This is a genomic window from Bacillus sp. J33, assembly GCF_000518885.1.
Taxonomy (GTDB): domain Bacteria; phylum Bacillota; class Bacilli; order Bacillales; family Cytobacillaceae; genus Cytobacillus.
Map to the genome: position 1 here is coordinate 1 of NZ_JAEL01000084.1, position 26,053 is coordinate 26,053.

Annotated in this window: 17 protein-coding genes; 8 read left to right on the plus strand and 9 right to left on the minus strand. The window is 34.9% G+C overall.

Annotated elements, in window-relative coordinates; all coding sequences use genetic code 11:
* The 4 genes from L634_RS31460 to dptF form a co-directional block, all read right to left on the minus strand.
* A partial coding sequence (locus L634_RS31460; protein WP_157452422.1) for a helix-turn-helix domain-containing protein occupies positions 1–190 on the minus strand: 190 nt, incomplete at its 3' end.
* A 363-nt stretch (positions 191–553) separates the two neighbouring features.
* Positions 554–5,875: a DNA phosphorothioation-dependent restriction protein DptH gene (gene dptH / locus L634_RS0120995; protein WP_026584145.1), complete on the minus strand. Its 5,322-nt coding sequence runs from the start codon at positions 5,873–5,875 to the stop codon at positions 554–556.
* The gene (gene dptG, locus L634_RS0121000; RefSeq protein WP_026584146.1) at positions 5,856–7,259 is read right to left on the minus strand and encodes a DNA phosphorothioation-dependent restriction protein DptG; all 1,404 of its coding nucleotides are present in this window, start codon (positions 7,257–7,259) and stop codon (positions 5,856–5,858) included. The genes dptH and dptG overlap by 20 nt, the downstream gene beginning before the upstream one ends.
* Before the next feature lie 5 nt (positions 7,260–7,264).
* Positions 7,265–9,628 carry a DNA phosphorothioation-dependent restriction protein DptF gene (gene dptF, locus L634_RS0121005; protein WP_232233809.1) on the minus strand — a complete coding sequence of 788 codons (2,364 nt, stop codon included), beginning with the start codon at positions 9,626–9,628 and terminating at the stop codon, positions 7,265–7,267.
* A gap of 160 nt (positions 9,629–9,788) precedes the next feature.
* On the opposite strand from dptF, the gene dndB reads away from it, so the two are divergent.
* Genes dndB through L634_RS0121030 form a run of 5 tightly spaced genes read left to right on the plus strand, consistent with a single transcriptional unit; the run spans position 9,789 to position 15,981 of the window.
* Positions 9,789–10,886 (plus strand): DNA sulfur modification protein DndB, encoded by a 1,098-nt coding sequence (gene dndB, locus L634_RS0121010; protein WP_026584148.1) that lies wholly within the window; start codon positions 9,789–9,791, stop codon positions 10,884–10,886.
* A 1-nt stretch (position 10,887) separates the two neighbouring features.
* Positions 10,888–12,480, plus strand: a complete 1,593-nt coding sequence (gene dndC, locus L634_RS0121015) for a DNA phosphorothioation system sulfurtransferase DndC (RefSeq protein WP_026584149.1) — start codon at positions 10,888–10,890, stop codon at positions 12,478–12,480.
* Positions 12,481–12,499: 19 nt separating this feature from the next.
* Positions 12,500–14,485 carry a DNA sulfur modification protein DndD gene (gene dndD / locus L634_RS0121020; protein ID WP_026584150.1) on the plus strand — a complete coding sequence of 662 codons (1,986 nt, stop codon included), beginning with the start codon at positions 12,500–12,502 and terminating at the stop codon, positions 14,483–14,485.
* A complete protein-coding gene (gene dndE, locus L634_RS0121025; RefSeq protein ID WP_026584151.1) occupies positions 14,482–14,853 on the plus strand; it encodes a DNA sulfur modification protein DndE in 372 nt (123 codons plus the stop codon). The genes dndD and dndE overlap by 4 nt, the downstream gene beginning before the upstream one ends.
* 9 nt (positions 14,854–14,862) lie before the next feature.
* Positions 14,863–15,981: a cysteine desulfurase family protein gene (locus L634_RS0121030; RefSeq protein WP_026584152.1), complete on the plus strand. Its 1,119-nt coding sequence runs from the start codon at positions 14,863–14,865 to the stop codon at positions 15,979–15,981.
* A 40-nt stretch (positions 15,982–16,021) separates the two neighbouring features.
* Here the strand turns inward: L634_RS0121030 and L634_RS0121035 are convergent, their stop codons facing one another.
* Positions 16,022–17,761, minus strand: a complete 1,740-nt coding sequence (locus tag L634_RS0121035) for a DUF262 domain-containing protein (protein ID WP_026584153.1) — start codon at positions 17,759–17,761, stop codon at positions 16,022–16,024.
* 835 nt (positions 17,762–18,596) lie between these two features.
* On the opposite strand from L634_RS0121035, the gene L634_RS0121040 reads away from it, so the two are divergent.
* Both L634_RS0121040 and L634_RS31470 read left to right on the plus strand, forming a co-directional pair.
* Positions 18,597–19,853, plus strand: coding sequence for a dicarboxylate/amino acid:cation symporter (locus tag L634_RS0121040; RefSeq protein WP_026584154.1), 1,257 nt, complete (start codon positions 18,597–18,599; stop codon positions 19,851–19,853).
* Positions 19,854–20,105: 252 nt separating this feature from the next.
* Positions 20,106–20,804 carry a glycoside hydrolase family 16 protein gene (locus L634_RS31470; protein WP_051428383.1) on the plus strand — a complete coding sequence of 233 codons (699 nt, stop codon included), beginning with the start codon at positions 20,106–20,108 and terminating at the stop codon, positions 20,802–20,804.
* A gap of 294 nt (positions 20,805–21,098) precedes the next feature.
* Here the strand turns inward: L634_RS31470 and L634_RS0121055 are convergent, their stop codons facing one another.
* Positions 21,099–21,323: a helix-turn-helix domain-containing protein gene (locus L634_RS0121055; protein ID WP_026584155.1), complete on the minus strand. Its 225-nt coding sequence runs from the start codon at positions 21,321–21,323 to the stop codon at positions 21,099–21,101.
* A gap of 195 nt (positions 21,324–21,518) precedes the next feature.
* Between L634_RS0121055 and L634_RS32905 the strand changes: the two genes are divergently transcribed.
* Positions 21,519–21,689, plus strand: a complete 171-nt coding sequence (locus L634_RS32905) for an aspartyl-phosphate phosphatase Spo0E family protein (RefSeq protein WP_084028960.1) — start codon at positions 21,519–21,521, stop codon at positions 21,687–21,689.
* Between the two features lie 236 nt (positions 21,690–21,925).
* On the opposite strand, the gene L634_RS0121070 is transcribed toward L634_RS32905, so the two are convergent.
* The 3 genes from L634_RS0121070 to L634_RS0121085 all read right to left on the minus strand — a co-directional run bounded on the left by L634_RS0121070 (position 21,926) and on the right by L634_RS0121085 (position 25,848).
* The gene (locus tag L634_RS0121070; protein ID WP_026584156.1) at positions 21,926–22,384 is read right to left on the minus strand and encodes a hypothetical protein; all 459 of its coding nucleotides are present in this window, start codon (positions 22,382–22,384) and stop codon (positions 21,926–21,928) included.
* 358 nt (positions 22,385–22,742) lie between these two features.
* Complete coding sequence (locus L634_RS0121080; RefSeq protein WP_026584158.1) at positions 22,743–24,425, minus strand: M20/M25/M40 family metallo-hydrolase; 1,683 nt, start codon at positions 24,423–24,425, stop codon at positions 22,743–22,745.
* A 31-nt stretch (positions 24,426–24,456) separates the two neighbouring features.
* Complete coding sequence (locus L634_RS0121085; RefSeq protein ID WP_026584159.1) at positions 24,457–25,848, minus strand: alanine/glycine:cation symporter family protein; 1,392 nt, start codon at positions 25,846–25,848, stop codon at positions 24,457–24,459.
* Positions 25,849–26,053 lie beyond the last annotated feature (205 nt).

The following is a 26,053-nucleotide window of genomic DNA, read 5'->3' on the forward strand; positions in this document are numbered from 1 at the left end:
CAAGTATCCAGTCTTTATAGTGATCTAGTTTTTTCTTCTTTCCCAAAGGCTGTTCAGTATAGGCTCTTGCTTCATCGAATGTCATTTCTAAATACTTATAGACAGTCGGTCTTGAGATCTTAAGCTCCTTAGCGATTTGTGCTACTTTAAACTTTCTCTTATGTAATTCCTGAATCTTTATATATAACACTAACTTCTCCTCCAAAATCCTAACCTCCAGTAAAATAACGTCACGATCTATTTTACTAAAGTAGTAGGTTGATTGAGCAAAAGTGTAAAATCTTATCGAGCAAAAAGTGTCAACTTTATTCTAGCGTTTACATCCGGATGGCATCATAAAAGAAAAAGAGTTTCTTTTGTTTAAACATTTAATTATAAATGAAGTCAATTCTCCATTAGATGAAGATGAATTGCACAAGCACATGCTTGCTTTTATTGAAAAGGGTTTGAGAGAAATCAATCAAGTAATAATAAATAAAACTTCTATGGAAGATTTAAGATTAACCTTATTATAAAAAAATCCCACCGCTCTGAATGATACGGTGGGATTTTTTTATATTCTTTCTGATAGTGAAACTATATCAACAATCGTAACTGTAGGATTAGACAGTTCCCCATTTTCTTTTAAAATTGGACCATGAACTATACATTGTCCTTTTTTGAGGTTAGCAAGTATGTTTTCCCAATATTTCTTATCCTGATTATCTTTTGATAAGCTCGCAGCAATATTTGAGAGCTCTTGTTCAGGAGGAGAAAAGTATACCTTTTGGGATGAATTTTGAAGCCTAGCTAATTCATCGGAATCTAATTGAGATTTTAAGAACTGGGTAGCATACCAGGCAGACCATCCAAATTTACGTCCCTCAGTCAGTATCCGAGCAGATGGAGATTTTTCAGTATGATCCAGATTTTGTGCTTCGTCCATAATAACGGGCATTGGCTTGTTTTTATTCCCGTTTCTTACTGAATAATTCCATAAATCCCATAAAATAAACTCAGTAATCATTAGTTGGACATCCCTCGGGAATCCAGTTAACTGGATTATATGCACTTCCCCATTACTCTCAACAATATCTTTCCAATTAAGTGTATTCTTATTACTAAATGGATTGCGGTCTATTAAAGGCCTTATCTGTGATAATGCTGTTTTAGCATAATTTGAGCCGTCTTCTTCAAGCAATACTTTAAGTTTTACTAGACTCATTTCATCTCCGTATGCATCTAACCCATTTAACACAGCCTCATATATAGCATTTTGCTGCTGAATTCCTAAAGACTTATAAACAGCAGCGAAGACACTTTTTATTCTTTCAGCTACATCAGTATTAGATTCTGGTAGCTGTATTCCACCAATATCTCGAATATTTTTTTGGAAAGGGTTAATTGGTAGCTGGTCACTATAAACAATTTTTTGCTTTAATTTATCTCCTAAGAATTCCACAAATTCTGGCTCAAGTTGGTTCGGCAAGAAACCTTCAGTGTAATCAATTACAATACTCGGGATCCCCATTTTAGACTTTTCAAGCAATAAACATTGCATGAAGTAGGTTTTTCCCTGCCCTGATTTACCAGATATTAATAGGTGCCTATTAGCAAGACCTTTATTGCCGTATTCCCAATATATGTCACGATTTGAGTTTTCAGCTTTGCCAATTCTTATTCTTACATTAGCCAAGTCAAAAATACTACCCACGTTCTTTATAACGTCTTCAGGAGCTTTGTCTTCCTCATCTTTATCTCTTCGATCAGTCTCAGTTTCTGTTTTACCTAAAGAATTTAATCCTAAATCCTCTGCTTTTTCTCTTGGCTCAGTATCATGATCCTGAGATACTTTACTTTCTTTTTCATCAATATGCTGCTGATCCGCTTCATTTTGCTCTAAAGTTTTGTTTTCCTTCTCTGTAACTTGATACTCTTCTTTTTCTACACCTGTGTGAAGTGGGAGTTCCCTATCTTCACCAATTTCTTGGTGTAATTTTTCACCAGCCTTATATAAGGATGAGAGCATTTTTTCCTTTATGAAATCATTAGGCTCCTCTTGAATCCAATGTCTCATTTCTTTTATTGGGGTTACTAGCCCTTCATATCCATCTTTTTCTGTGAGATTTAGCAATAAGACATCATCTTCTAATTTTGCACTTCTATGATAGGCATTCTTTTGAAAAGAGAGGATAGCCCCATCACCTATATAACCTTTCAAATGATCAGTAATGCAATACTGATCCTTTAAAAGCTTTTCTATGATGTTGTCTGTCAGTTCGTAATTTTTGTCTTTCCAAAACTCACTTTGCGCGAGCTTCTTTGCATTTGAAATTAACAATTGTGCAAAGAAATTACGATAGAACCTTCCTTTAAAAGTACTACCCATCTCACCTGTCAAAGCATCAAAGAATAATTTCTTTGTCTGATGTACTTGCTTCCGAGCTTTTTCAAGAACTTCACCTTTATTTATACCTATTTTTACTTCAACCGGATAAAAATGAAGAGAAATCTTATCTTCAATCGATTCTAAACCGATTAAAAGCAGGTCATCACTGTGACTGCCCTTTACCCCCAAATTTTTCGCTGTAAATATGCCATCCGATTTATTAAGGCTCACCGCTCCAGCAACTCTTAATATCTCTTCCAGAGAAATAGGAACCCATAAAATATTAGGGTGATCAAAATAAGAAACTGAATATTTTATAGCAGAGATGATGCTTAGTTTCTCTCTATCGTAATGTCCCTTACTTCCTATGATTCGTAGCAGCCATTCACCATTAAAAGTATTAAATGCTTTTATAGTGTTCAAAACATTTCCTTCAGTTCCTTCAATATCTTTTTGACTCAAGAACTCTTTTATTACTGCATAATATTGCTGGGATTTATCAGTGACAGTGATAGCATCATATCGGCTAGATGAAGAGTATTGATCACTATAATGTATAACAACTAGATTCCCATCATATTTGTTAAAAAACTCCAAGTCTACAGAAGGATCTACAAAAGTGACCCAATATGATGAATTAAATACTTTCTCTAGAGTTTCTTCATCAGCAGTTGTGGTTCTTGAAAAGATTGCCTCACCTTTTCTGTAGCTATCATTACCGCCGTTCCTTAAGTTAGCAGCAAGTTCGTTTACATAAAAAGCAGTGTTTGTTAAATAATTATTATCATTTAAACCATATCCCTTAGTACCAAACCCACTTTTATAATTTTCTTCATCTTTCATAGAAGGAACACTAGAATAAATGCCTTCTATTGCAAAACCCGAATTCATTTCATTTATAGGCTGTACAGCATGATGCTCTTGCGCATGCATTTTATAAAATGAAATATGAGCATACCTTAATTCAGAATTTGGTTCTTGTTTATAAAAGAAAAGTTTTTCTCTAATAACTCTTAAGAGATCTTCTGCATCTAATTCTTTCGTTTTAAGTTTTACATCAAAAAAATTCTCAAATTCCTCAACAGTTTCTATTCTAGAGAATAAATCAAAATAGCTTTCAACACTTTCATCTATATAAAGAGTAACTTCGACAGGTTTTAAGCTTTCAATGCCTTCTTTATCAATTTCTTTTAACATCCATTGGAAAATTCCTCTTATAACTTCTTTATCGTTAGCTATATTAAGAATATTAATTTGTAATGGAGCCATCGACTTTTGAATAAACAAATATGAGAAATGTTCCTTAAACTGAATAATTTTATCACTAACTACTTTTGCTAAGTATTGATTTGCATCAGAAACAGACACTTTATTAACTGGCTTAAATGTAAGCCATTCTAAAGCTGCTTGCTGGTGGTCAGGTTTATATAAGGTTTCATTTTCATCATATATAAAAGGGATCAAGGAATCAGGACTAAGTCTATTCAAAATACTATTATCAACTTCTTCAAACTGTAAAAGTTCATATATTTTTAATTTAAATGCAACCATTACAGGATGGAATGGAGTAAAATAAACTATCCCATTTGAAAAGATGGTACCTAACTTAAATAAATCTCTCCCTTTTCTTCCTGCTGGGGATCCATTTTTAAATCTGTTAATTTCATTATTATATACTTCAATATATTCAAGTGCCCGCCTTTTTAAGTCTTCGGATACATATGACAAGCTAGGAATCGTATTGCTGATTTTAAAATAAGTAATAAACCTGCTATATACTTCTCTTAGGTCATCACTTAATTTGAGATCAACAGGCAATAGTTGGTCTGATTCATGTCTTGCACTTTTTAGACCGTTTTCAATCCAATAATCTTCCCACTCAAAAAACTCTCGATATTCAGAATGGAAATAAAACTCCCTGTTTTCTAGAACAAGTCGGTTATTTTCTTTAATCCATTGAATATTTTTACCTGTTTCTCTAACCAACTTCCAAATTCTTTGGCCGTTAATAGGCATTGATTCTGGTAGTTCATTTTTTAACAATAGAGGAACAGTAGTTTCATCAAATTTAATTTTGATTTTTAATTCATCATTGTCATTAAATGCTTCAGGAAGTGGCCTTATATTCAATTTTTCATCCTCTGTAATTGAATAGGTTTGATTATCTTCAAGAACTTCTTCGTTTTTAATGCTCAAGCCATTTCCAAAAGTCAATTCATCTTCTTCGTATTGTAGCTCAATATTTTCAGATATAGGATCAACCGAATAAGTCGACTTATATCGATCTAAATAAACTGGGTCAATAGGCAAAACAGCAATATGAAACTCCGCTCCTAAAGTTGCTTTATTGTCATGCTTATAGGCAAACTTGAGAAACGTGGGCTTATTTTTTTCCGTTTTAATAACCACTGAAATATTAGTTAACTTAACATTCGGATCAAAAATTTGCTCAAATTTTTTCGGTACCTTTAAAAATTTTGAGGAAAGGCTTTTTAAATTACCACTTAAGCTGAAGGCAGAATCCAGGCGTACTTCCTCTTTATTATCAGGGTTAAAGACAATAATATATCTTTTTCTTTGGCCTGCTGAAGTATCTTTTTGAGGTTTATCCCAAAATATTAATTTATCCTGGATTTTAATGCTTTTTAATTCCACCTTCATTTTTTTATTTATATCTAAATAATCCTCATGCAATTTATGAACTCGGGTATAGAGCGACTCTTTCCACTCTTCTCCCATTAGTTCTTTTGCTCCTTCCGGGGTAAATCTTTTTTCTAATTCCCCTTGCTCCAGGCCAAAATCATGGACTTTCCTAACAAATTCAAAAAAGTCTCTATTGTCTTTTAGCCTTTGTCTTTGCTCTTTTCCTTTGAACTTAGCTAGATCTGGATCTTTAAATAGTCCAAATTTATGATACTCCTTATCCTCTATAGACCCTTTTTGCAAAGTAGTAAAAATATCTTCGAACTCAAAAAAAGTAATATGTTGAAATGATTGTTCCTTTATCAAGTTTTCCAGGTTATCTAAAAGGATAATCTGCTCTTCTTTTTCAAGCACACTATTCTCAATTTCATTTTTCAAACTATTAAAAAGGGAGGTTGGATGAAGAGGCATACCTTCCTTTTGTAAATCGCTGCTGCCTCCTTGAATAGAATCAAGCTGTTCTGCAACGATACTTATTAATGCTGTCTTTTCCCAAACTCCTTTTTGTTCTCCCACCAGGTTTCTCAGCGTCACAAGGAAATCAGGCTTTACATTTTCTGATGTATACGCAACTACTAGTTTGGTTAATCCAAAAGTAATGGCGAACGTCTCGTATTCATCGCCAAGTTCATGTTTATATTTAAATGGAGTAATTCCTTCGATATTTTTCAACCCTTGAATAAATGAGGACACATCTTCTTTACTGTCTAATTGTAAATAAAAACGGTCACCAGGATTGATTCCATGATTTGCGAAATAGTCTGCTAATAATGAGGATATATAATTATAGAATTGGTTTGACATACTGAGCATCACCACTATCACTTTTTTTGTCTAATATATTTAAGTTATCAAATAAGCTTATGATTTCCTTTTTGGAATAACGATCAAATGAAATACCTCTTTTTTCAAATTCCCGGAATAAATCGTTTAGCGGTATTCGCTTATCTTTCACAGATACTGCTGTTAAGAGAAGCAGAAAATCATGTTTCATGTTAAAGGTTTGCCCCAGGCTGCCTCTACTTTTAAGAAATTGATTAGCCCCCAGATCTTCAATATTCTTACCGTACTTAATGCACACACCTGTGCTCATTCCCTCTTTTAAGCACTTAAATAAGGTTTTAAATGCCTCTGGGATAGTGGTTGAATAGTCATCGATATTAACTCCAGCCCATTTGGAATATTCTCTAATCCACTCTTTTAAATCTAGAAGGAAGGCAGCTTCGAATTCGCTCCCTTGATTAGATATTTTGTTGTATAGAGTACTATAAGGAACAAATGAATATTTCTCTTCTTGATTGTTGTTAATAAAGCTATGACTTAAATGAGATATGGTATGGATATGTGGAAATAAGTTACTTGCACTTTCTTTAATATATTTAAACCCTTCTAGTTCATCTGCTGCTTTTCTTCGCTTGCTAATTGATTCCCATTCCAAAGCAAAGTATAGAGGCTGAACCTTTTCAAAATCAGCTTCAGTAAATTGATCAAATTTAAAAATAAGCTGGCATGCATACATAAATACATAATAATGAGTTAGGACCGGAAATGAAGTTAAAAAATAATCCTTAAACTTACTTAAGTACACTAGATCCTCTTGGTATGACTCGATAAAAGGGTTAAGTAATGGCTGATATTTACGGTCTAACTTCTCTCTGCTTGTTTCCTTTAAAGCTTCCATTTTACTTAAAATCAGTTCTGTTAAAATATCATCCGCACTTTTATTTTTGAAAATTGACTGTATTTCCGAATTATTTTGTACAAGAGTTTCACTCATAAACTGAGCATATTTGCTAAACTCATTTTTATTTTTTTTATCCACTTTTATATAATTAAATAAGAAAGGATGAACTGGATTTATTTCATCCTGATTAAATAAATATTGATCAAGAAAACGTACAAAATCATACATGTCATCATCTGCTTCGAACTCAACATTACTTGCAATAAGTTCACTTAGTTCATTTTCTTCTTCAGATAAGTAAAATTCCCGATCTTTTAGTGCTTGTTCATCTAAGTTTAATTCACAAACTTTTCTTACGTATTCCCCTAGAACTTTATTAAAATCTCTAATAGCTTTTGTCCGTTTAGTTAAAAAAGGTAAGACATCAATAACCTTGCCTGTATCATGCTTCCCTTTTCCTGTTAAATGATCTTTTAAATATTCACGATCTAATGTTTCAACCATATTTATTACTCCCTTTCAAATACAAACGCCCCAAAATCATCTTTTTTAATAATGTAGAACTTATTATCTTTCGGAAAATAAACCAATAACTCTTTTTTCTTATCTCCGAAAGCCATAACTTTTTCAATAAACTCCACAAACTTGATTGCATCTTCTTCATCTTTTTTATTTGGACGGTATCCTTCTTGTACCTTTCTAAGCAGGGAATATAAAGGATAATCGATATCCAGGAAGATTTTATTTTCAGCATTACCATCATGGTATGCAAGAACAATAGAAGACTTAAAGGAATCTAGAATTTCTTTTGGATTCGTCTTTAAATGTTCAATCGTAGGTTTTAAATTTAATTTCTGGGATAAGCGATATTTATCAGAAGGCTTATTTAGATATATATAATCTTTCTTCGGGCTGCCTTTCCATTTATAAAGAGCTGTTTTAATTTCATCATAAAAGCCTTTAATTTTTCTTTTGTCGCCTGTATTAAAGTAATACAGATTTTTTAAATAATCTAAGTAACTTTCATCAGATACTTTTGATGAAAAATTTACATTCGTAAGGTAAGTAATTCGAATAAATGATTCAAAAAACATGTTAAAAGAATAATCTGTTAAGGTTTCCTTAGAATTAAAGGAAGATAACCAGGTAATGGGTGTTTCGTCTTTTATATATTCTTTAATAAGAGAATCCCAATCATTAAGTGTATTCAATTCTATAACTACCTGATCAATTGACTCGGATCTCTTATGAATTGGATCTAGCTGACTCACTGCATTTAATATTGTAGACCTGTCTTTTCTATTAAATAGCAGGTTAGGCAATGAACTTTCCAGTACATCAAATTCGGAGAGTAGCTTTGTACTCTTAACTTCATCTGGAATAATAATATCTGCAATTAAGTTTAGAAAAGCTCTTGCTGAGATAACTAATTTTTTTATTACAATAGATTTTATAATGAGTTGAACAACCTGTTCACGAACAAATTTATTTTGCATAAGCTTATAGTTTTCGTGAACCATTGTATGAACATTATTTTTTTCATCCTGCTGCAAAGCTAAATAAAAAGGATTGTTATCAGATTTCATGAACACTTTTTCAAGTAGCGCAGTGTAAAATGAAGACTTAGCTCCTTGTTCCGAAATTTCATATGGATGATAATCACCAAAACTGAGTAAATCAAAGAAATCATCACTGAAATGTGTTGTGATATTTTGGGAAAACAATTCACTTTTCTCAACAAATTTCTTTAAAGTATTATAAGTGTATTCTTTATGTTTTGTATTAATAAAATTATGCAAAACACCCATATTTATAGCTAGTATCACTTTTTGATCATTATGTTCTATTAATTGATCTGAGAATCCTTTAAGTACTTCTTCCAATGTCTCCATTGCATTTTTCCTTGGAGAGAAGCTTTCTGTAGCATCGTTAAAAATTCTGTAGTCGTTTATTAAGTCTGCTTTTTTTTCTTTTAAAAAAGCTAATAGATGTGACTTTCCATCTCCGACACTTCCGCATAGAAGAATTAAATTCCCTTTCACATCATTTTTACGTGCACTTAAAATGGACTCTAAATCTACCTGAATTTTCCTGTCAACGTGCATATAATCTTTAAATGCACTAAACTGACTAGCATTTTCAATAGCTTCCTGAGAAGAATCCTTTAGTCTTTTAAGCTCTCTTAGAAGATAACTTTCACCCTCTTTTAAATCTGTCTTAAAAAGAGGAGAAATTGACTCTTCCTTTGAGTCAGATTTTTCATCATTAATTTCCTCTTCATCTCTAACGTCTACTTTTGAACCTGATTCAACTACTTCTTTCATAGACGATTCGAACTTACCAGATCCTATGAGGTCTAATATTTGTTTTTTTACAATATCCTCAATATTTTCTTTAGGTCTAGGCTTTGGTACTTCATAAAATGGGATCTTAACTTGTTCTGATGAATAGACTTCATAAAACCAAACCCCAATTTTGTACATCTCTTTATGCAACTTGAATGCTGCAGTAATATCGTTGAATTTCCCATCATGTGCAGCCTTATTTCCTGATAATCGGATGGTATCAAATGATTGCTGAATTTCTCTTCTTATGTACCCCTCTCTGGAAAGAAAGGAAATTTTATCGTGTAAAGTTGACAAATAAGGCGCCTCAATGTCCTCTTGCTTAAAAACTTCATTAAGAATTTCCTCTGCAAATAGTCTAGCTTTAACAATAGAGCTGCTTGGATCTTCAAAAAGGAGCTCTTCCATTTTCTTTGCAATAAAAGCTGCATCTTCATTTATATTCTCTAAGAAATTTAAGAAATAAATCTCTGTGGTATTCATTCTAAAATCATCTCCGAATACTTGATCTTTTACTAACAACATCATATCACACTACCCTGCCAATTATTAAGCAAGGTAAGCACCTTACTTACAATTATTTTACAGCTCAAAAAAACCGAATAAAAGTTCGCATTTTTATTGTAAAGAAGAATAACTAAGTTTATAATAATTCATAAGATTACGTACGTAAAAAGGAGGAAAGAACATGGACGCGACATTTAGTTATAATTTCCCTGCTATTAGAGGCATACAGGCTGGCAAAGAATATTTTGTTGCTATGTGTCCTTTAAGAATTATTCCAAAAATATTTCTGTTCGACGAAGAAGAAATTCCACCGGAGCACAGATCACAAAGAATTTTAAACAAAGCTCGTATACCTGAAATGACCAACTACATAGTTGAAAACCAAAAAGATTATGTTTTCTCTTCTATAACTGCTTCAATTGATGGCGATATCAAATTTATTCCTTTTAATAAAGAATCATCATTAAATGACCTTGGCCAATTAAGAATTTCCCTAGATGCAAGGTTCTTAATAAATGATGGACAGCATAGAAGAGCAGCAATTGAAGAGGCTTTAAAAATTTCTCCAGAGCTAGGTAATGAAACGATTTCAGTCGTATTCTACCATGATGAAGGATTAAGAAAATCACAGCAAATTTTTTCCGATCTTAATAGACACGCAGTAAATACAACATCTTCAATAGGAATTCTTTATGACCATCGAGATCGTCTTGCTTTAATTACAAAAGAGCTGATTTCTAGTATTCCTATACTCAATAGATATACAGATAAAGAGAGAGTTTCACTTTCAAAAAACTCTCCTAAAATTATGGCATTAAATCATATTTTCAATACAAACTTAAGATTATTAGGGAAATCCAAAGGCGATGAAATTAGCCAATCAGAAGAAGATTTTCTTAAGCAATATTGGTCCGTTTTATCTGATTCTATTGTAGAATGGAACATGGTCTTTAAAAAGGAATTAACCCCCAGAGATTTAAGAGCCAATTACATTGTAGGCCATGGAGTATTTATAGAAGCAATGGGTTTGGTCGGAAATTATCTTATTAAATATCACGATAAGGACTGGGAGAAATATATAAAGAAACTTTCTAAAGTTGATTGGAATAGAAGTAACACTGCCGATTGGTTAGGCAGAGCATTTAACCAAAATGGAAGGATTCAAAAGACAACTTATACGATTCAGTTAACCTCAAATAAAATTAAGCAATTAATTGGCCTTCCTTTAACTGAGTCTGAACAGACATTAGAAGATAAATTCTTTCAAGGAGTAGTTTAATATGTCGAACGGGATCATCAGCAATTTGCTGTCCAAAAATATGCCTTATGTAGAAGAAGCTAAAAAGCATATTAAAAAAGCATATAAAGAAGATGACCGCCCCTGGGTAGTAGGTTATAGTGGCGGAAAGGATTCAACAGTAGTAGTTCAGCTTGTTTTTGAGGCTCTTGCTGAAATGGACAAAGAGGAATTACATAAAAAGGTTTATGTAATTTCCTCAGACACACTGGTAGAAACACCTTTAATTATTAATTCAATTAACCAAACACTAAGAAGAATACAAGATGAAGCCTTAAAGAGAGATCTTCCAATAGAGACTCACAAAGTAAAGCCAGTCATCAAGCAATCATTTTGGGTAAACATTATTGGAAAAGGGTATCCATCTCCTAATCAGCAATTTCGGTGGTGTACGGACCGTTTGAAAATTGACCCTGCAAATCAGTTCATAATGGACAAAGTCTCCTCTTTTGGAGAAGTTATTATGGTATTAGGAGTCCGTGAAGACGAGAGTGCTACGCGTGGAAATGTAATCCGTTCCCATTCGGTTGAAGGTAAAACATTTATGAGACACTCAACTCTTTCAAATGCATATGTTTACGCTCCTATTCGAAGCTTCACACTTGATGATGTTTGGGACTACTTATTAAATCACCCATCTCCCTGGGGTGACGATAATCATGAATTACATCGTTTATACCAAGATTCAAATAGTGGAGAATGCCCACTTGTTGTTGATAAATCAGTAAAAGAAAGTGCTGGCTCTTGTGGCAACAGTCGATTTGGCTGCTGGGTTTGTACCGTTGTTAATGAAGATAAAGCACTTAGCGGGTTTATCCAAAGTGGACACGACTGGATGAAACCTTTACTTGATTTCCGGAACTGGTTGACCAGTATTAGAGACCATCGTGATAAAAGAATGAAGTATAGAATGAACGGGCAAATTTATTATAAAGAAGTTAAGATTGAAGAAATTGATGGCATTCCTCATGTCATGATACCTAAAAAATCCGGTAGACCAAAGCAGCAAATTCCATTAGATCAATACACAGTTATGGAGAAAGAAAAACTTAAAGATTATATAGAAAGAAATAATATTGACCTTAGTGCACCAGAGGATCAAAAGATCTTAGTTACTTATGAGGAGGAAATGCTAGACGGTGAGAAAGTACTTAAGCATGCTCAATTAGGTTTAGGTCCTTATACAATGGAAGCACGGAAGGAAATTTTAGTCAGATTACTTAAAGTACAAAGAGATTTAAAGCATCCCGATGATCCTCATTACGAGTTAATTAGTATAGATGAACTTAAAGCGATTAGGAAAATCTGGTTTAAAAATGGAGAATGGGAAGACCCAATCCCAACTATTTACGAAGAAATAATGGGTCGTTCAATTGATTGGGAAATAGATGATCGTCCATTATTTGATAATGAGCAGATATCCGACCTAGAGCTATTGGCTGACCAATTTAAGGTAGATATTAAGGTCCTTAAAAAGCTTATATCAATAGAAAAAGAATACTCTGGCTATAAAGTTAGAAGAGGATTAATTAACGAAATTGGTAAAGCTCTAAAACAAGATTATTTACACCTATAGTAGAAAATGAGGTTATAAGATGATTATTAATCAAATTCAACTAACCAATATCGGAGCTTATAAAGGGACTAATTCTTTCGATTTCCTCCCGAATAACGGAAAAAATGTAGTTCTCATTGGTGGTGAGAATGGTGCTGGAAAAACAACTTTACTAAACGCCATAAAACTGGGGCTATTCGGTTCATATGGGTACGGCTTTAAAACAGAAAGTGCGGAGTATTACAAAAGAGTACAAAGTATCTTAAATCATAATGCAAAAAAGATTGGAGAAAATAATTTTAGAATCAAATTGGAATTTTCTCTAATTGATGATTTTGAAAAGATTGATTATGTCCTTTACCGTTATTGGAGATTCACAAATAAAAGTTTAAAAGAAACTTTTGATATCGTTGCTAATGGCAAGCATTTTTCAGATTATGATAAAGAACTTTTTCAATCAAAACTTAAAGAAATTATGCCACCACAGTTATTGGACTTATGTCTTTTTGATGGTGAAGAAATTGCCAGAATTGTGAACGAAGATCTTCTGTCTGACTACTTAAAAAACCTATCACGGGTTGTTTTTAACCTTGATTTATTTGAGACTTTGGAAGAAGATCTTGAATTCTATTCCAACCAATCCTTAGATGGTAAAAAAATGGAATCATTGGAACAAGAACTTTTTGAGTTAAATAATCGAGAAAAAGACCTTAGAGGGAAAATTGCTGCTTCCCTAGCTAATTTAGATGACTTAAGAGCACAAAAATCAGAACTACTCGATGAATATCAACGAGATAAGCATGATTTCGAAAAATATGGTGGATTAATTAAAAGTGAACGAGAAAAAATCATCAAAGAAATGAACCAAATCGACATAACACGAAAACAAAACTTGGAATCTATAAGAGGTTTTGTCTCAAACCTTCTCCCCTTCTATTTAACGAAGGGACTGCTAAGTGAAACAAGAGAACAAATTCAGAATGAAGAAGCTTTACAGCTGTACAAACAACTAGGTGAAAAGCTTACAGATGAAAAAATTCACAACATATTACATTCCGTCTCCAATACTATAAATCCTAGTGAGAGCCAGGATGTTAAAGAGCAGTTATTAAATTTATTGAAACCTGAAAAGGCAATTTCTACTATTCATGGGGCATCCTTTTCTGAAAGTAGTTTAATTGAAAATATGCACTTAAAGGTTATGAGTGATGCTGATAAAGAATGCATCAGCATCATTGAAGAAAACAAAATCAAACTTGCAGAATTACAAGAGTTAAGGGAAAAATTAAGAACTAATGATGATACTAATGAGTTTACTGATATGCTGCAAAGAATGGAAAAGGCTCAACAAATGCTGTTGAAACTTGATGATGAATTATCAAATTCTGAGGCACAAATTCAAGATTGGAAAAAAGAGCTGGAGTCGATTCTTTCTGGAATTGATAAAATACAGAGTACCTTACGAGATGATGATAAGACTAAGAGTTCTTTCCTGGAATCACAGAAGATTATTGCTTTAAGCCGCAGGTTCCGTGAGATTCAATTAAAGAAAAAACTCCAGCAAGTTCAAATTGAAGCTTCTTCCATGTTAAAGAAAATCTTTAGAAAGCACAATTATGTATCTTCTATTCTTATAGACCCTGATACTTATGACGTTCGGTTAATCGATTCACAAAAGGACTATATTGAGAAATCCACCCTATCAGCAGGTGAAAAAGAAATTCTGCTTATATCGATTATATGGGCAATATTTAAATGTTCTGGACGAAAAGTTCCTTTCATCTTTGATACACTGCTAGGACGATTAGATAAAACACATAAAGCTGCAGTCTTGAAAGAATTTATTCCTAATTGCGGGAAACAAGCTATTATTCTTTCAACCGATACTGAAATTGATCAGGAACATTACGATATATTGAGGGAGCATGTCGCAAAAGAATATATGCTGGACTTTAATGTTGAAAAGAAAGAAACACGTATATTGAATCAATATTTTCCCTTTAAACAAATGGAGTTGAGCTTATGAATTTCCGATTAAAGACATCCAAAGAAACTGGTGAACGGTTAGTAGCTCTGCAAGGTGCTACTGGTCTAACTTGGAATATCTTATCCCGTATTGCAGTTTCCTTATCATTAAACATACCTACTACGCCCGAACTTGTTGAGAATAAATCGGGTGTTGATATACACAGAAATGCTATGACAGGGGAAAATGACTATATTTATAAAGCACTAATTAGACAGCATGCAAAACGAAATGTTCCAGATGAAGAATATTTCCCTGACCTCTTTAACGCCCATTTGGAAAGAGGAATTGAATTACTAAACAATGAGTACAAACATGCAGGCAATTATGAAAAACTTCTTTTAAACCTATTGAAAATGGAAAACTAGGTGATATAAATGTTGTATTTAGATAATAGCGCAACGACTCAAATACATCCCGAAGTTAAAGATGCCATGCTCCCCTATCTGATGGAGGAGTTTGGAAACCCATCAAGTAAGTATTATGCACCTGCAGAAAATGCAAAGAAAGCAGTAAAAGAAGCAAGAAATGCCCTTGCTTCTTTATTAGGATGTAAGGATACAGAACTTGTTTTTACCAGTGGATCTACAGAAAGCAATAATATGATTATAAAAGGTGTGGCTGACCATTACTCCGAAAAGGGGAATCATATTATTACAACTAAAGTCGAGCATCCTTCAGTTTTAGAAACCTGTCAGTATCTTGAAACTAAAGGATTTGAAGTTACCTACCTTGACGTTGATCAATACGGAAGAATTGACATTGAAGATTTAGAGAAGGAAATAACTGAAAAGACCATTTTAGTAACGGTCATTTGGGGAAACAATGAGTTAGGCTCATTAAATGATATGGCTGCAATTTCAAATATTTGTCTTGAAAGCAACGTATTCTTACACACTGATGCTACTCAAGTTGTGAGTAAAATTGAAATGGACTTGTCCAATTACCCAGGTATTACATTTTTATCGTGTTCAGCACATAAGTTTCATGGTCCTAAAGGAATTGGTGCTGCATTTATTAGAAATGATGAATATGAACTACCAACAAAGATAACTCCCCTGCTTCATGGTGGTGGACAAGAAAATGGAATCAGAAGCGGAACTCTGGCCGTTCACAATATTGTTGGTTTAGGAAAAGCTTCAGAAATAGCCCGCAGAAACCTAGTTGACAACATTAATAAACTAAGAGAATTAGAGTATCATTTAATCAAGTTATTAAATGAAAAGTTCAAGGACCAGATTCATATAAATAGTGACAACACTGCAAAGATCCCGGGCATCGTTAGTGTTCAATTTAAAGGGGTTAATAATGAGCTATTAGTTAAAAACCTTGCACCTATTATTGCTGCTTCTACTGGCTCAGCATGCAGCTCAAGTAAACCATCTCACGTCCTGGCAGCCATTGGCTTAACGATAGATCAAGTAAGGTCAACAATTCGGTTTTCTCTGTCCAGTTTTATAGAAGAAGAAGAGCTTGAGATATTCAGACAACTTTAAAAGGAGGGCTTCCCCTCCTTATCTTTTCCTATTTCTCAGCTTATTTTATATTTTCTACTTTCAATGTAAATATTTTAACTGCTTCTTCCGCAATTTTAATTTGTCTCTCTTCTATTTCTTTTTTTGTCCAATTAACATAATTAGTTAACCCTTGAGTCATTAACATATCTGTATCTGTTTTATAAACACTCTGTTTATCTTTAAACTTTTTGTTTCCTGCTCTTCCTTGTGCAGAAGGTCCTAATAAAGTTAGATTACCTAATTTATCTAAATATACTTCATGTTCTTCTAAAGTAAAGTTGGTTGCCCATTCACCTTCTCCCACTATATTGAAATCTACAGTTTTTGGCAAAATATGTTCGACTGTTACTTCTGCTCTCTCAGGAGCTATCCAGTCTTCAGTATGTAAAGCTTTTTCATATTCTGTCAAAATAAAGAACGTTGATGGACTTCTGTAGTTAACTGTAAGTGAAATCATTTTTTCTTTAAATTCACTATCCTTTGCCAACTCCTGAAACTTTGAACTAATCTTTGATATATCCCCATCCTTTTTAAAATCCCTTGCCAAAATTCCAATTTCTTTTTCAATTACCCCTGGCTTCTCCTTCATTACAGTAATATAACGAATCAAAAAATTTAAACATAGTCTAACCAGCTTATAAAGCATTTCTTCATCAGCTTTATATCTTTCAATTCCTGCAATTAAAATAGGATGTGTAAGATCAAAATTCAATTTATTCATATTTTCTAGAACTCTTTTTAACTTAGTATTGCCAAAACTGTCACTAGAAGGATTATGTAATGCATTATAATACGGTGCTAATTCGTATAATTCATTAATTAGCTTCTTAGAAATCTCATAGGTGTCAGCCTTTAACCTGACTGCTTTAAATAAGCCTGGATATGAAACAAGTTCGTAATTGGCTATCCAATAATGACGTAAATATTTTTTTACTGAATCGTCGACAATTCTTATCATATTTATCCATTTTTCTTTTATTTCATTGAAATCTCTATACGAAGAACAATTCTTAAATAACCTGTTTTTAATCAAGTCTACAGAAGAAAGTTCTAATCCTCTGTCATTCAATGTTTCAAATATAAGAAAGGCATCTGCATCTTGCTCTACAATAATTTCAACCACTTCAAATTTTTTTAGTAATGCTTCATGTATTTCTTTAATGTATTTTATAGCAAAGTTATCATCAAGGTCTTTGATTCTATTGTTAACTTTGTCTAAAATAGTTTGAAATGCTTCCTTTATTTGTTTTGATGCATTATATTTCTCCATTACCTTAAATCGTCTAACGATGTCTTCTCTTTCATTTAAGCTTTTACTCCATGCTTTTACTATGTATTCCTCAAAAAACTCATTATTTAACTCACCTAGTTTCAGTTTAGAACCTACCATTTGTCCATCATCATCAAGAAACTCAAGATATTCTTTTAGTTTATTACTTCTGTGCTCTACTCCATCAAAAGACTTGAATCTCCCCAAACTATATATATATCTAAGGACATAAAGAAATATTGCAATAGTTGTTAATCTCTGTTGTCCATCAATAACTTCAATTACATAATCATTTCTTCTTTCATCATTAAAAACAAAAGCACCAAAATAATGAATACTTTCAGAATGAATTATTGAATCTAAATCTGTAAATAAGTCTTCAATCTCTTGTTTCGACCAAGAGTAAGGCCTTTGGTAATCCGGTATTTCATATGTAACTTTCTCTTCAAAAATTTTCCTTAAATTTCTTCCTTGTGCGGAGATTTTCATTTTAAATCACCTTCCAAAATAATATAATTTTTATATATGTATGAACTTATATTTTCTTCTAGGGTTAATAAAAATATACTCTCCTTGTCTCCCTCGGACGGCTTCTTGAAGGGGTTCGGTAAAGTTTCGATTGGTTAAGGCCAATAATACTTGTCATGATGTATTTGAGTGAAACTACATGCGCTTGATTCGTAAGGGATGAAGAAATTCAGGAATTAAACAGTAGGATCATCCTGGTTCTCAGCTATGTTCTAAAGCTATATATCCGTAAATATCACTTCCTCCGCCCTAGAATACTCTTGATTTTAAGGATAGGGTTGGTATTTTTCATAGTCAAGTAACCGCACAACCTAAATAATGAAATGACGACATTATAATTTATAATCCTCCCTTTTGACCGCCAAATAAAAACCCTATCTCCAACCAGAACCTCATCTAAAAATTGCTTTTGTCTTATACTCCAATCAACTATTTCATTTTCTTGAATGTATTTGCACCAAATTACTTAGGATTACCCTGGAAAATCCAATTCCCCATAACATTATCCCCCTTACTTTATTACTTGTAGTTCAATTGTAACTTAATAGATCTTCCTTGATAACAGTTTATCAGCATACCTTTGTAAAAATTTTGAAGGGTTACCGTTTTTAGAAAATATTTTTGCTACTTTGTTGTAAAGAATGAAAGTCTGAAATCTTGTATAAGAGTCAATCTTTTTTACAAATTTCAATCGCTAAAAACTGATAGAAAATAATAAAATTTTCTAACTACCTTCTTCTCCTTGTATATTTAGTTATATAATAGTACTCTCGAAACCAATGAAAGGTGAGCCATCATGAAAAAGATTCTATCAAATTACAAGCTAACAATATTCCTGCTAGTCTCCATCTTAATCGGCGGAATAGCCGGAGTAGTCTTCGGTCCAAAGACAGCGGTCGTAAAACCTTTTGGGGATTTATTCTTAAATTTATTGTTTATGATTATTGTGCCGCTTGTCTTCTTTAGCATTTCTTCCAGTCTTGCGAATATGGGCGGGATGAAGAGGCTTGGGAAGATTATGGGAGGAACGTTTACAGTCTTTTTTATTACGGCTGTGATTTCTGCCATTTTGGGATTTATCGGGATTTCGATTGTGGATCCGCTTAAGGATGCCGATATTTCTTCCATTAAGAGTATTATGACTGACGCTGCAGTTGATCCAGATGCAGAAGGGGTCACATTCCTCGGGCAGCTTGTTCAGGCCTTTACAGTGCCTGATTTTCAGATGCTATTTTCGAAGAATAATATGCTTCAGCTGATTGTCTTTTCAATTTTATTCGGATTGGCAACCGCGATGGCTGGTGAGAAAGGTAAGCCGATTGCTAATCTTCTTTCTTCCGGTTCTGCCGTGATGATGAAGATTGTAGGCTTTGTGATGTACTATGCTCCGATCGGTCTTGGATGTTATTTTGCGACGATCATTGGTGAGCTTGGTCCGCAGATTTTGGGTGGATATGTACGGGTCTTTGTTCTTTATCTCGTTTTAACTATTATTTACTTTTTTGGCTTTTTTACGCTTTATGCCTTTGCGGCTGGCGGGAAGGATGGAGTTAAAGTATTTTGGAAGAATGCCATCACTCCTTCTGTCAGTGCCATTGCGACATGCTCAAGTGCAGCATGTATTCCGATTAACCTTGCGGCTGTAAGAAAAATGGGCGTTCCGCAGGATATTGCCGAAACGATGATCCCGCTTGGAGCCAACACGCATAAAGATGGTTCTGTCCTGGGCGGCGTGTTTAAGATTGTGTTCTTATTCAGTTTGTTCGGCAAAGACATGACAAGTTTGACAAGCATTCTAAGCATCCTGGCTGTTTCCTTTTTGGTGGGAGCAGTGATGGGGGCGATCCCTGGCGGCGGTATGATTGGCGAGATGCTGATCCTAAGTGTGTTCGGTTTCCCGCCAGAAGTGCTGCCGATTATCGCGGTCATCAGTACGATTATTGATGCCCCGGCAACACTGCTGAACTCAGCCGGCAACACCGTTTCTGCGATGATGGTCAGCCGAATCGTAGAGGGGAAAAATTGGCTGAAGGAATCACTATTGGCGAAATAAAATTGATATGCGAATTCTTTTAAAAGAGGCTGGAATTGATTCTATCATACCAGCCTCTTTTTATAGATTTGGTGCCTATTTACAACACTAAAGGATTGAAGAATATAATTAGGAAAATCCCTAAAATATCAAGGCTACAATTGAAATGCGGAATATGAGACTCTTCCTTTATATTTGGACAAACATACGCTCATATAAAGTTAAGATTCATATTATGTAATGTCAAAAACTTAACAATAAGGAGTGAATGATTTGACAAGCGGCAGAACGATTAACTGGAGTGGTTACACTTGGAATGTTAAAGATTCTTCTGGAAGGAAATGGGGACCTGGACCAAACTATTTTTCAGGCAGCAATGACAATGTATGGGTTGATCGTGAAGGAAGGCTTCATTTGAAGATAACAAAACGCAAGAATAAATGGTATTGCGCAGAAGTATACAATACCCAAACGTTAGGTTATGGAACGTACCGTTTCTTTATTGATGGACGCCCTGACCAGCTAGACCCGAATATTACGTTGGGTTTATTTACGTATGACAGCATTTCTGATGATGCGGAAGCGAATAACTACCGGGAAATCGATATTGAATTTGCAAAATGGGGAAATCCCAATGCATTAAACTCTCAATACGTTGTCCAGCCATATACAAATCCTTCTAATATTGAACGGTTTCAGACATCGCTTAACGGATACAGGTCAACTCATAGCTTTAAATGGACACCCTCAGAAATAAAGTTTATGTCACTGCATGGACACTACTCAGACCCTCCAAGTCCGCTGGAATGGTATCTTATCAAGGAATGGTCCTATAATGGAAAGGATATTCCTGATACCAAAAACGAAAAGGCAGATATAAACCTATGGTTAATGGAGGGCAGAGCACCTTTAGATAAACAGGAAGCTGAAATTATAATAACTAAATTTGAATTTATACCGATGAATAATTAGAAGTAGGCGGTCTTTATAGACAACTAAAAATTAAAAAAAACAAAAAAAATCCTCCTTTTCAATAATGAAAGGTGCCCAACCTCCATTACAGAAAGGACGATTTTTCTTTTGTCAGGCGTAGCGACCAATTTAGCAATGTTCTCTAGCTTATCCTCCTTTCTCTCTCCCCCTGCTCTTTTTAACTATTAAAGCCTGCGAAACCTGAAGGGAACCCAAGCCAAACAACAATATACAAGAACGCCAGAATTATCGTCCATCTCTCATTTCACAAGACCACAATTCCTAGTATGCATTCTAATATAATTCCTTTTCAATTTTAGCTAAAAATTCAGAAGGTTTTAATCCTAAGGTTTGAGACAAGGCAAATATTGTATTAATAGTTGGACGGCGTTTTCCTCGTTCTAATAAACTGATATAGGTTCGATCTAGCTCTGATAAATGTGCGAGTTGCTCTTGGGATATTTTCTTTTCTTCACGAAGATTCCTTAAGATCTTACCGAAAATGACCTCAATATTCAAATAAACCCCTCCTATTCGAGGTCATTATTGACCATTTTGTGACAAATAGTCTACGGACTATAGTCATCACGAGTAATAAATGGTAATATTATCAAAAGTATTATTGTAATTAGAAAAGTTGGAATACATCAAAATATTACTTTCACAAATGGAGAAAACAACATTTTAATAGGACTGATTAAGGTGGTGGGATAAGTGGATTTATTACGAAAAACAATAGAAGAAAAAAGGCAGCTAATGATATCAAGCGCAAAGATATGGGGTATAAACTCAAAAGTAACCATTCAGTATAGTCAGGAGCTAGATCTGCTGTTAAATATCGCACAGAGTTTAGGGTTAATACATATACCAGATAAGATACAGTAATGTATTAGCAAAAATCCTAATCCAAATCCCTGATTACAGCATTCTATTATTATTGCCTAAACCGAAGATAGGAAAAGAAAAAATGGCTCCAGCAAAGCTGCTGAAGCCATTTTTGAATGACCCAAAAGAACATGAATGGTTAAAAAGAGGCTGGATTTAAGTCTATCATTCCAGCCTCTTTTTATTGATTTCGCGCCTATTTACCACATATAAAAAGCTATTAGACTCTTAAAAAATCATTCAATAAAATACATCTTTCCATTCACTTCAATCGATACCGATGATTGCTTCATCTCTTCCTTTAGAGATTTTGCATACTCAACTACTTGATTAATCTTTTTCTTGTCCAAATCTTCTGCAAAGCTATACACAATCGTGACTTTTTCCTTAACCAGCTGATCTTGATCTGATAACCAGGCTCCAGTTCCATCAATAGCTGTTGCTCCCCCAAACATTTCAGAGAATTTCTCTAACGATTGATTTACATATGGAGTATTGTCTATGGGCTGATCTACATTATAAGTGGAGGGTACATAAATTTTGACCACGTCTTCGAGGTAATATTGCCCTTTTAAAGCAGATGATTGCTTTCCGTTGGAGGTTTCTTGCTGTCCCGCAGCATAAACAGCATTTCCTAAAAAGCCAATGAACAGAATCATGGGGATGATCCAATAGAAGAATTTTTTCTTTTCCAACCTTGCCACTCCTTTTTATTTAAAAGTTGGCTGGTAATACAAAGGTGCATTTCTACCATTGATTATAATCACTGCCATCTGATTTTTCGTGGTAATTTTTTACTTATTTTCAAATCTAATCTTATAGGTAGCTGTTCAATGTCCAATCTTTCATGCTTTAGAAATTTGCTACTAGTATAATCTTCCAAAATATTTATAAGCTTGCTTAACATCTTAATAATAGAAAAAGAACACCTTGTTTTGACAGGTGTTCTCCGGTAAATAATAAATCCATCATCTCTACCATATTTAATTATACGTTTCTTTAACTCTTTTCTTCTATTATCGACAAAATTCAAGGACTGACAGACCCCAAACTCTACCCTACTATCCGGGAATAACGCGCGTGCCTAGATAAAATCTCAACTGTTGTTTTCTGAATCAATAAAGGCAGTGTTTTGAAAGAGTATGGTTTATACACCCGCTCGGTCCACTTGTGGCCGTCTTTTCCGAATACGCCCATATTGACCGATGGAATGTTTAAATTCCGGATTGTTTCGTATGGAAGTGGATATAATTGATCCCATTTCGGAAAGTTTTTTAATAATGGTTCAAGCTCTTCCTCTGTTTCGTGGATGGATAAAAAGCTGCCATCGGCCAGGTACGGAAAGAACTTTTTCAAGGCGAATTGTTCACCTGTCTGCTCCTGCACTTCTTTTAAAACCTTAATAATACTTTCGCGCAGCTCTTGATCACGTGAGTTTTTATCACTTAAATAATTATGCGGTAAAAATGGTGCTGCAAAGAATAGGATCACACGTGCTTTTTTCTCAGGATCTAATTGCTGCAGCGCATCAACCATTTTAAAGGAAAGCTCGCGTAAATCTGTCTTTTCATTTCGGCTTAAAATGTCTTCCAATACTTTATCCGTATCAATGCCTTTACGATGTAATTCCTCTGCATATTCACCATAAGTTAAGACCTCCACTTCCCAAGAAAGCTCACGTGGAGGTAAATCAGTTACGAGCAAATAATTTTGAAATTGCTCACGTAAATAGTGTTCCGCTTCTTGGCATGCCTGCTTTGTTTCCTTAACTAGCTGCTCGAGCACTTGATCTGGTGTTGCCTCATAAACAAAATAGTTAAAATAGAGCTGGCTGCTTGTTGCTGTTTGCACGGTATACGACTCTTTATTATCCCGCTGATATAAACAGGTTGGCGGGAGAACGAGTTCCCCTGGAATAAATTCTGTTAATTTGTAGTTGTTATGCAGCCGTTCCGTAATTTTGGCTGCAATAAAGTTTGGGTCAATACCAGCTAATGTATCACCGACATGCACTTCTTTTCCATAAATATAGAAGCATGGCAAAAGCTTGCCTGCTGCTCCAGTATAAATGTAGCGATGCTGATCACCGTCATATAGCGGTGTGATGAAGTCGGTGTTAATAGCCAGCACATATTCTAACCCTTTTTCATGCTGCAGCCGTTTTAATTCTTGTAAGGCAGCCGTAATTCCCCGGTGCTCCCCTTCTTCATCCCCATTAAAGATTAATAATACGTTTCCTTGAAGCTTTTCGGGATGCTGTGAAAAATGTAAAATGTTCGCGAGGTGGACAGCAGCTCCGCTTTTCATATCAACAGAACCGCGCCCAAATAGCCAATCTCCTGATAATGCATCCTTTTTCACGTCTTGATTCGCTTGATACGTTTTAAAATATTCAGCTAATTCATCAGGTGAAAAAGCATGATCCTTTAATAAACCAAAGTCCTCAATTCCAACCGTATCCAAATGGGAATGATAAATAATCGTAACAGGTGATTTCGCCTTTCCTTCTACAAAGGCGAAAAGGTTTTTACGGCCAAGCGGGTCATTTGGAACATCTTGAAGCCATATATGTGCCTTGTTTTCTTTAAAATAAGGAAAACTCGCGGCAATTTTATATAACTCTTCAATAATTTCCACTTCGCCTTTTGTTCCATTAATGCTGTTAATTGAAACTAAATGCTCGGTCAAAACTTCTACTTGCCGTTCAATTGGAAGTAAGCTGATGTTTTGAAACATGAGATGAACCCTCCTCGTTCTATATAAATCCTCAGCTTGCTGCGTTTGAATCGTCTTGTTCCTTAAGATCGGATTTTCGAGAAAGCTTCGTAAAATAATCATTTGTAATCGTTCGGACTTTTTTGCTTAAAAATAGTAAAGCAATCATATTTGGAACAACGACACAAGCCAGCATTAAGTCTAAAAATTGCCATATAAACTTTAAACCGCCGATCGTACCGATTAAAATGGACGCGATATACACAAACCGCATGACCTTTGAAAATGCAGTACCGAATAAATATTCCGCTTGTTTTTCTCCATAGTATACAATCACAATGACGGTTGTGATGACGAAGAAGAATAAAGCTGTGGAAATGATCATTCCTGATAAAGAGGCGCCAAATACCGGCTCAAGAGCTTTTGTAACCATTGTAGAAGCCTCATTCGGACCGATTTTAGTCCACGCTCCAGATGTTAAGATGACTAAAGCCGTAATCGTACAGACGATCAAAGTATCAACAATCACTTCAAATATTCCCCAAAACCCTTGTTTTGCCGGGTGATTATTTTTGGCAGCTGAGTGAGCAATTGGCGCCGTTCCCATTCCTGCTTCATTCGAATATAAACCGCGTGCAAGCCCCCAGCGAATGGCAGCAGCGACACCCGCTCCAGCAAAACCGCCTGTTGCGGATATTGGCGTTAACGCATGCTGGAAGATTAACGCAAAAGCAGCTGGAATTTCGGAAATATTGACAAACAGCACGGCAAGTGCACTGACTAAATATAAAACAACCATTAACGGTATTAACCGCTCGGAAACTTTGCCAATTGATTTAATTCCGCCATATGTAACAAGTCCAACTAGAATCATGACGACAACACCGGTGATGACGGGAGAAATGCCGAACGATCCTTTCACAGTCGTCGCAATCGAGTTCGCTTGCACCATTGTGCTTGCGACAATTTCAATCATTAATGCGAATGCAAAAAAGGAAGCGGCTTTTTTCCACCCGAGGCCTTTGTCGATATAATACATCGGCCCCCCGACCCATTCACCTTCTTCGTTTTTCTGACGGTAATGAATGCCTAATAGAACTTCTGAATACTTTGTTGCCATGCCAATGAGGGCTACTGCCCACATCCAAAAAATTGCACCAGGTCCGCCAAGAGCAATCGCAACCGGCACCCCGACGATATTTGCTGCTCCCATTGTCGATGCTAATGCGGAAGTGGTTGCCTGAAATGGTGTAACACTGCCGGGAGCATTGCTCTTGGCAAACATTTTGCCAAATGTTTGACTAATAATGTGAGGCAAATAACGAATCTGAAAAAACTTGAGGCGAAAGGTTAAATAAATTCCGCCGCCTAATAGCAGCAGCATCATCGGTAACCCCCATATAATCCCTGTTAATTGACTAATCATTTGCGAAAATTTCTCCATCCTTTACCTCCTCAAATCTTTTTTCTTTGTACAAGGCTGTGTTAAAGCTTATTGTTGATTATTGCACCCTGTTGATTGGAGCGGAAGGTACGAGACTCCTGCGGGAGAAGCGTGTCAGCGGGAGACCCCGCAGGTGCGAATGCACCGAGGAGGCTCCCGGACCGCCCGCGGAAAGCGAGTGCCTGCAGCGGAAATCAACAGGCAA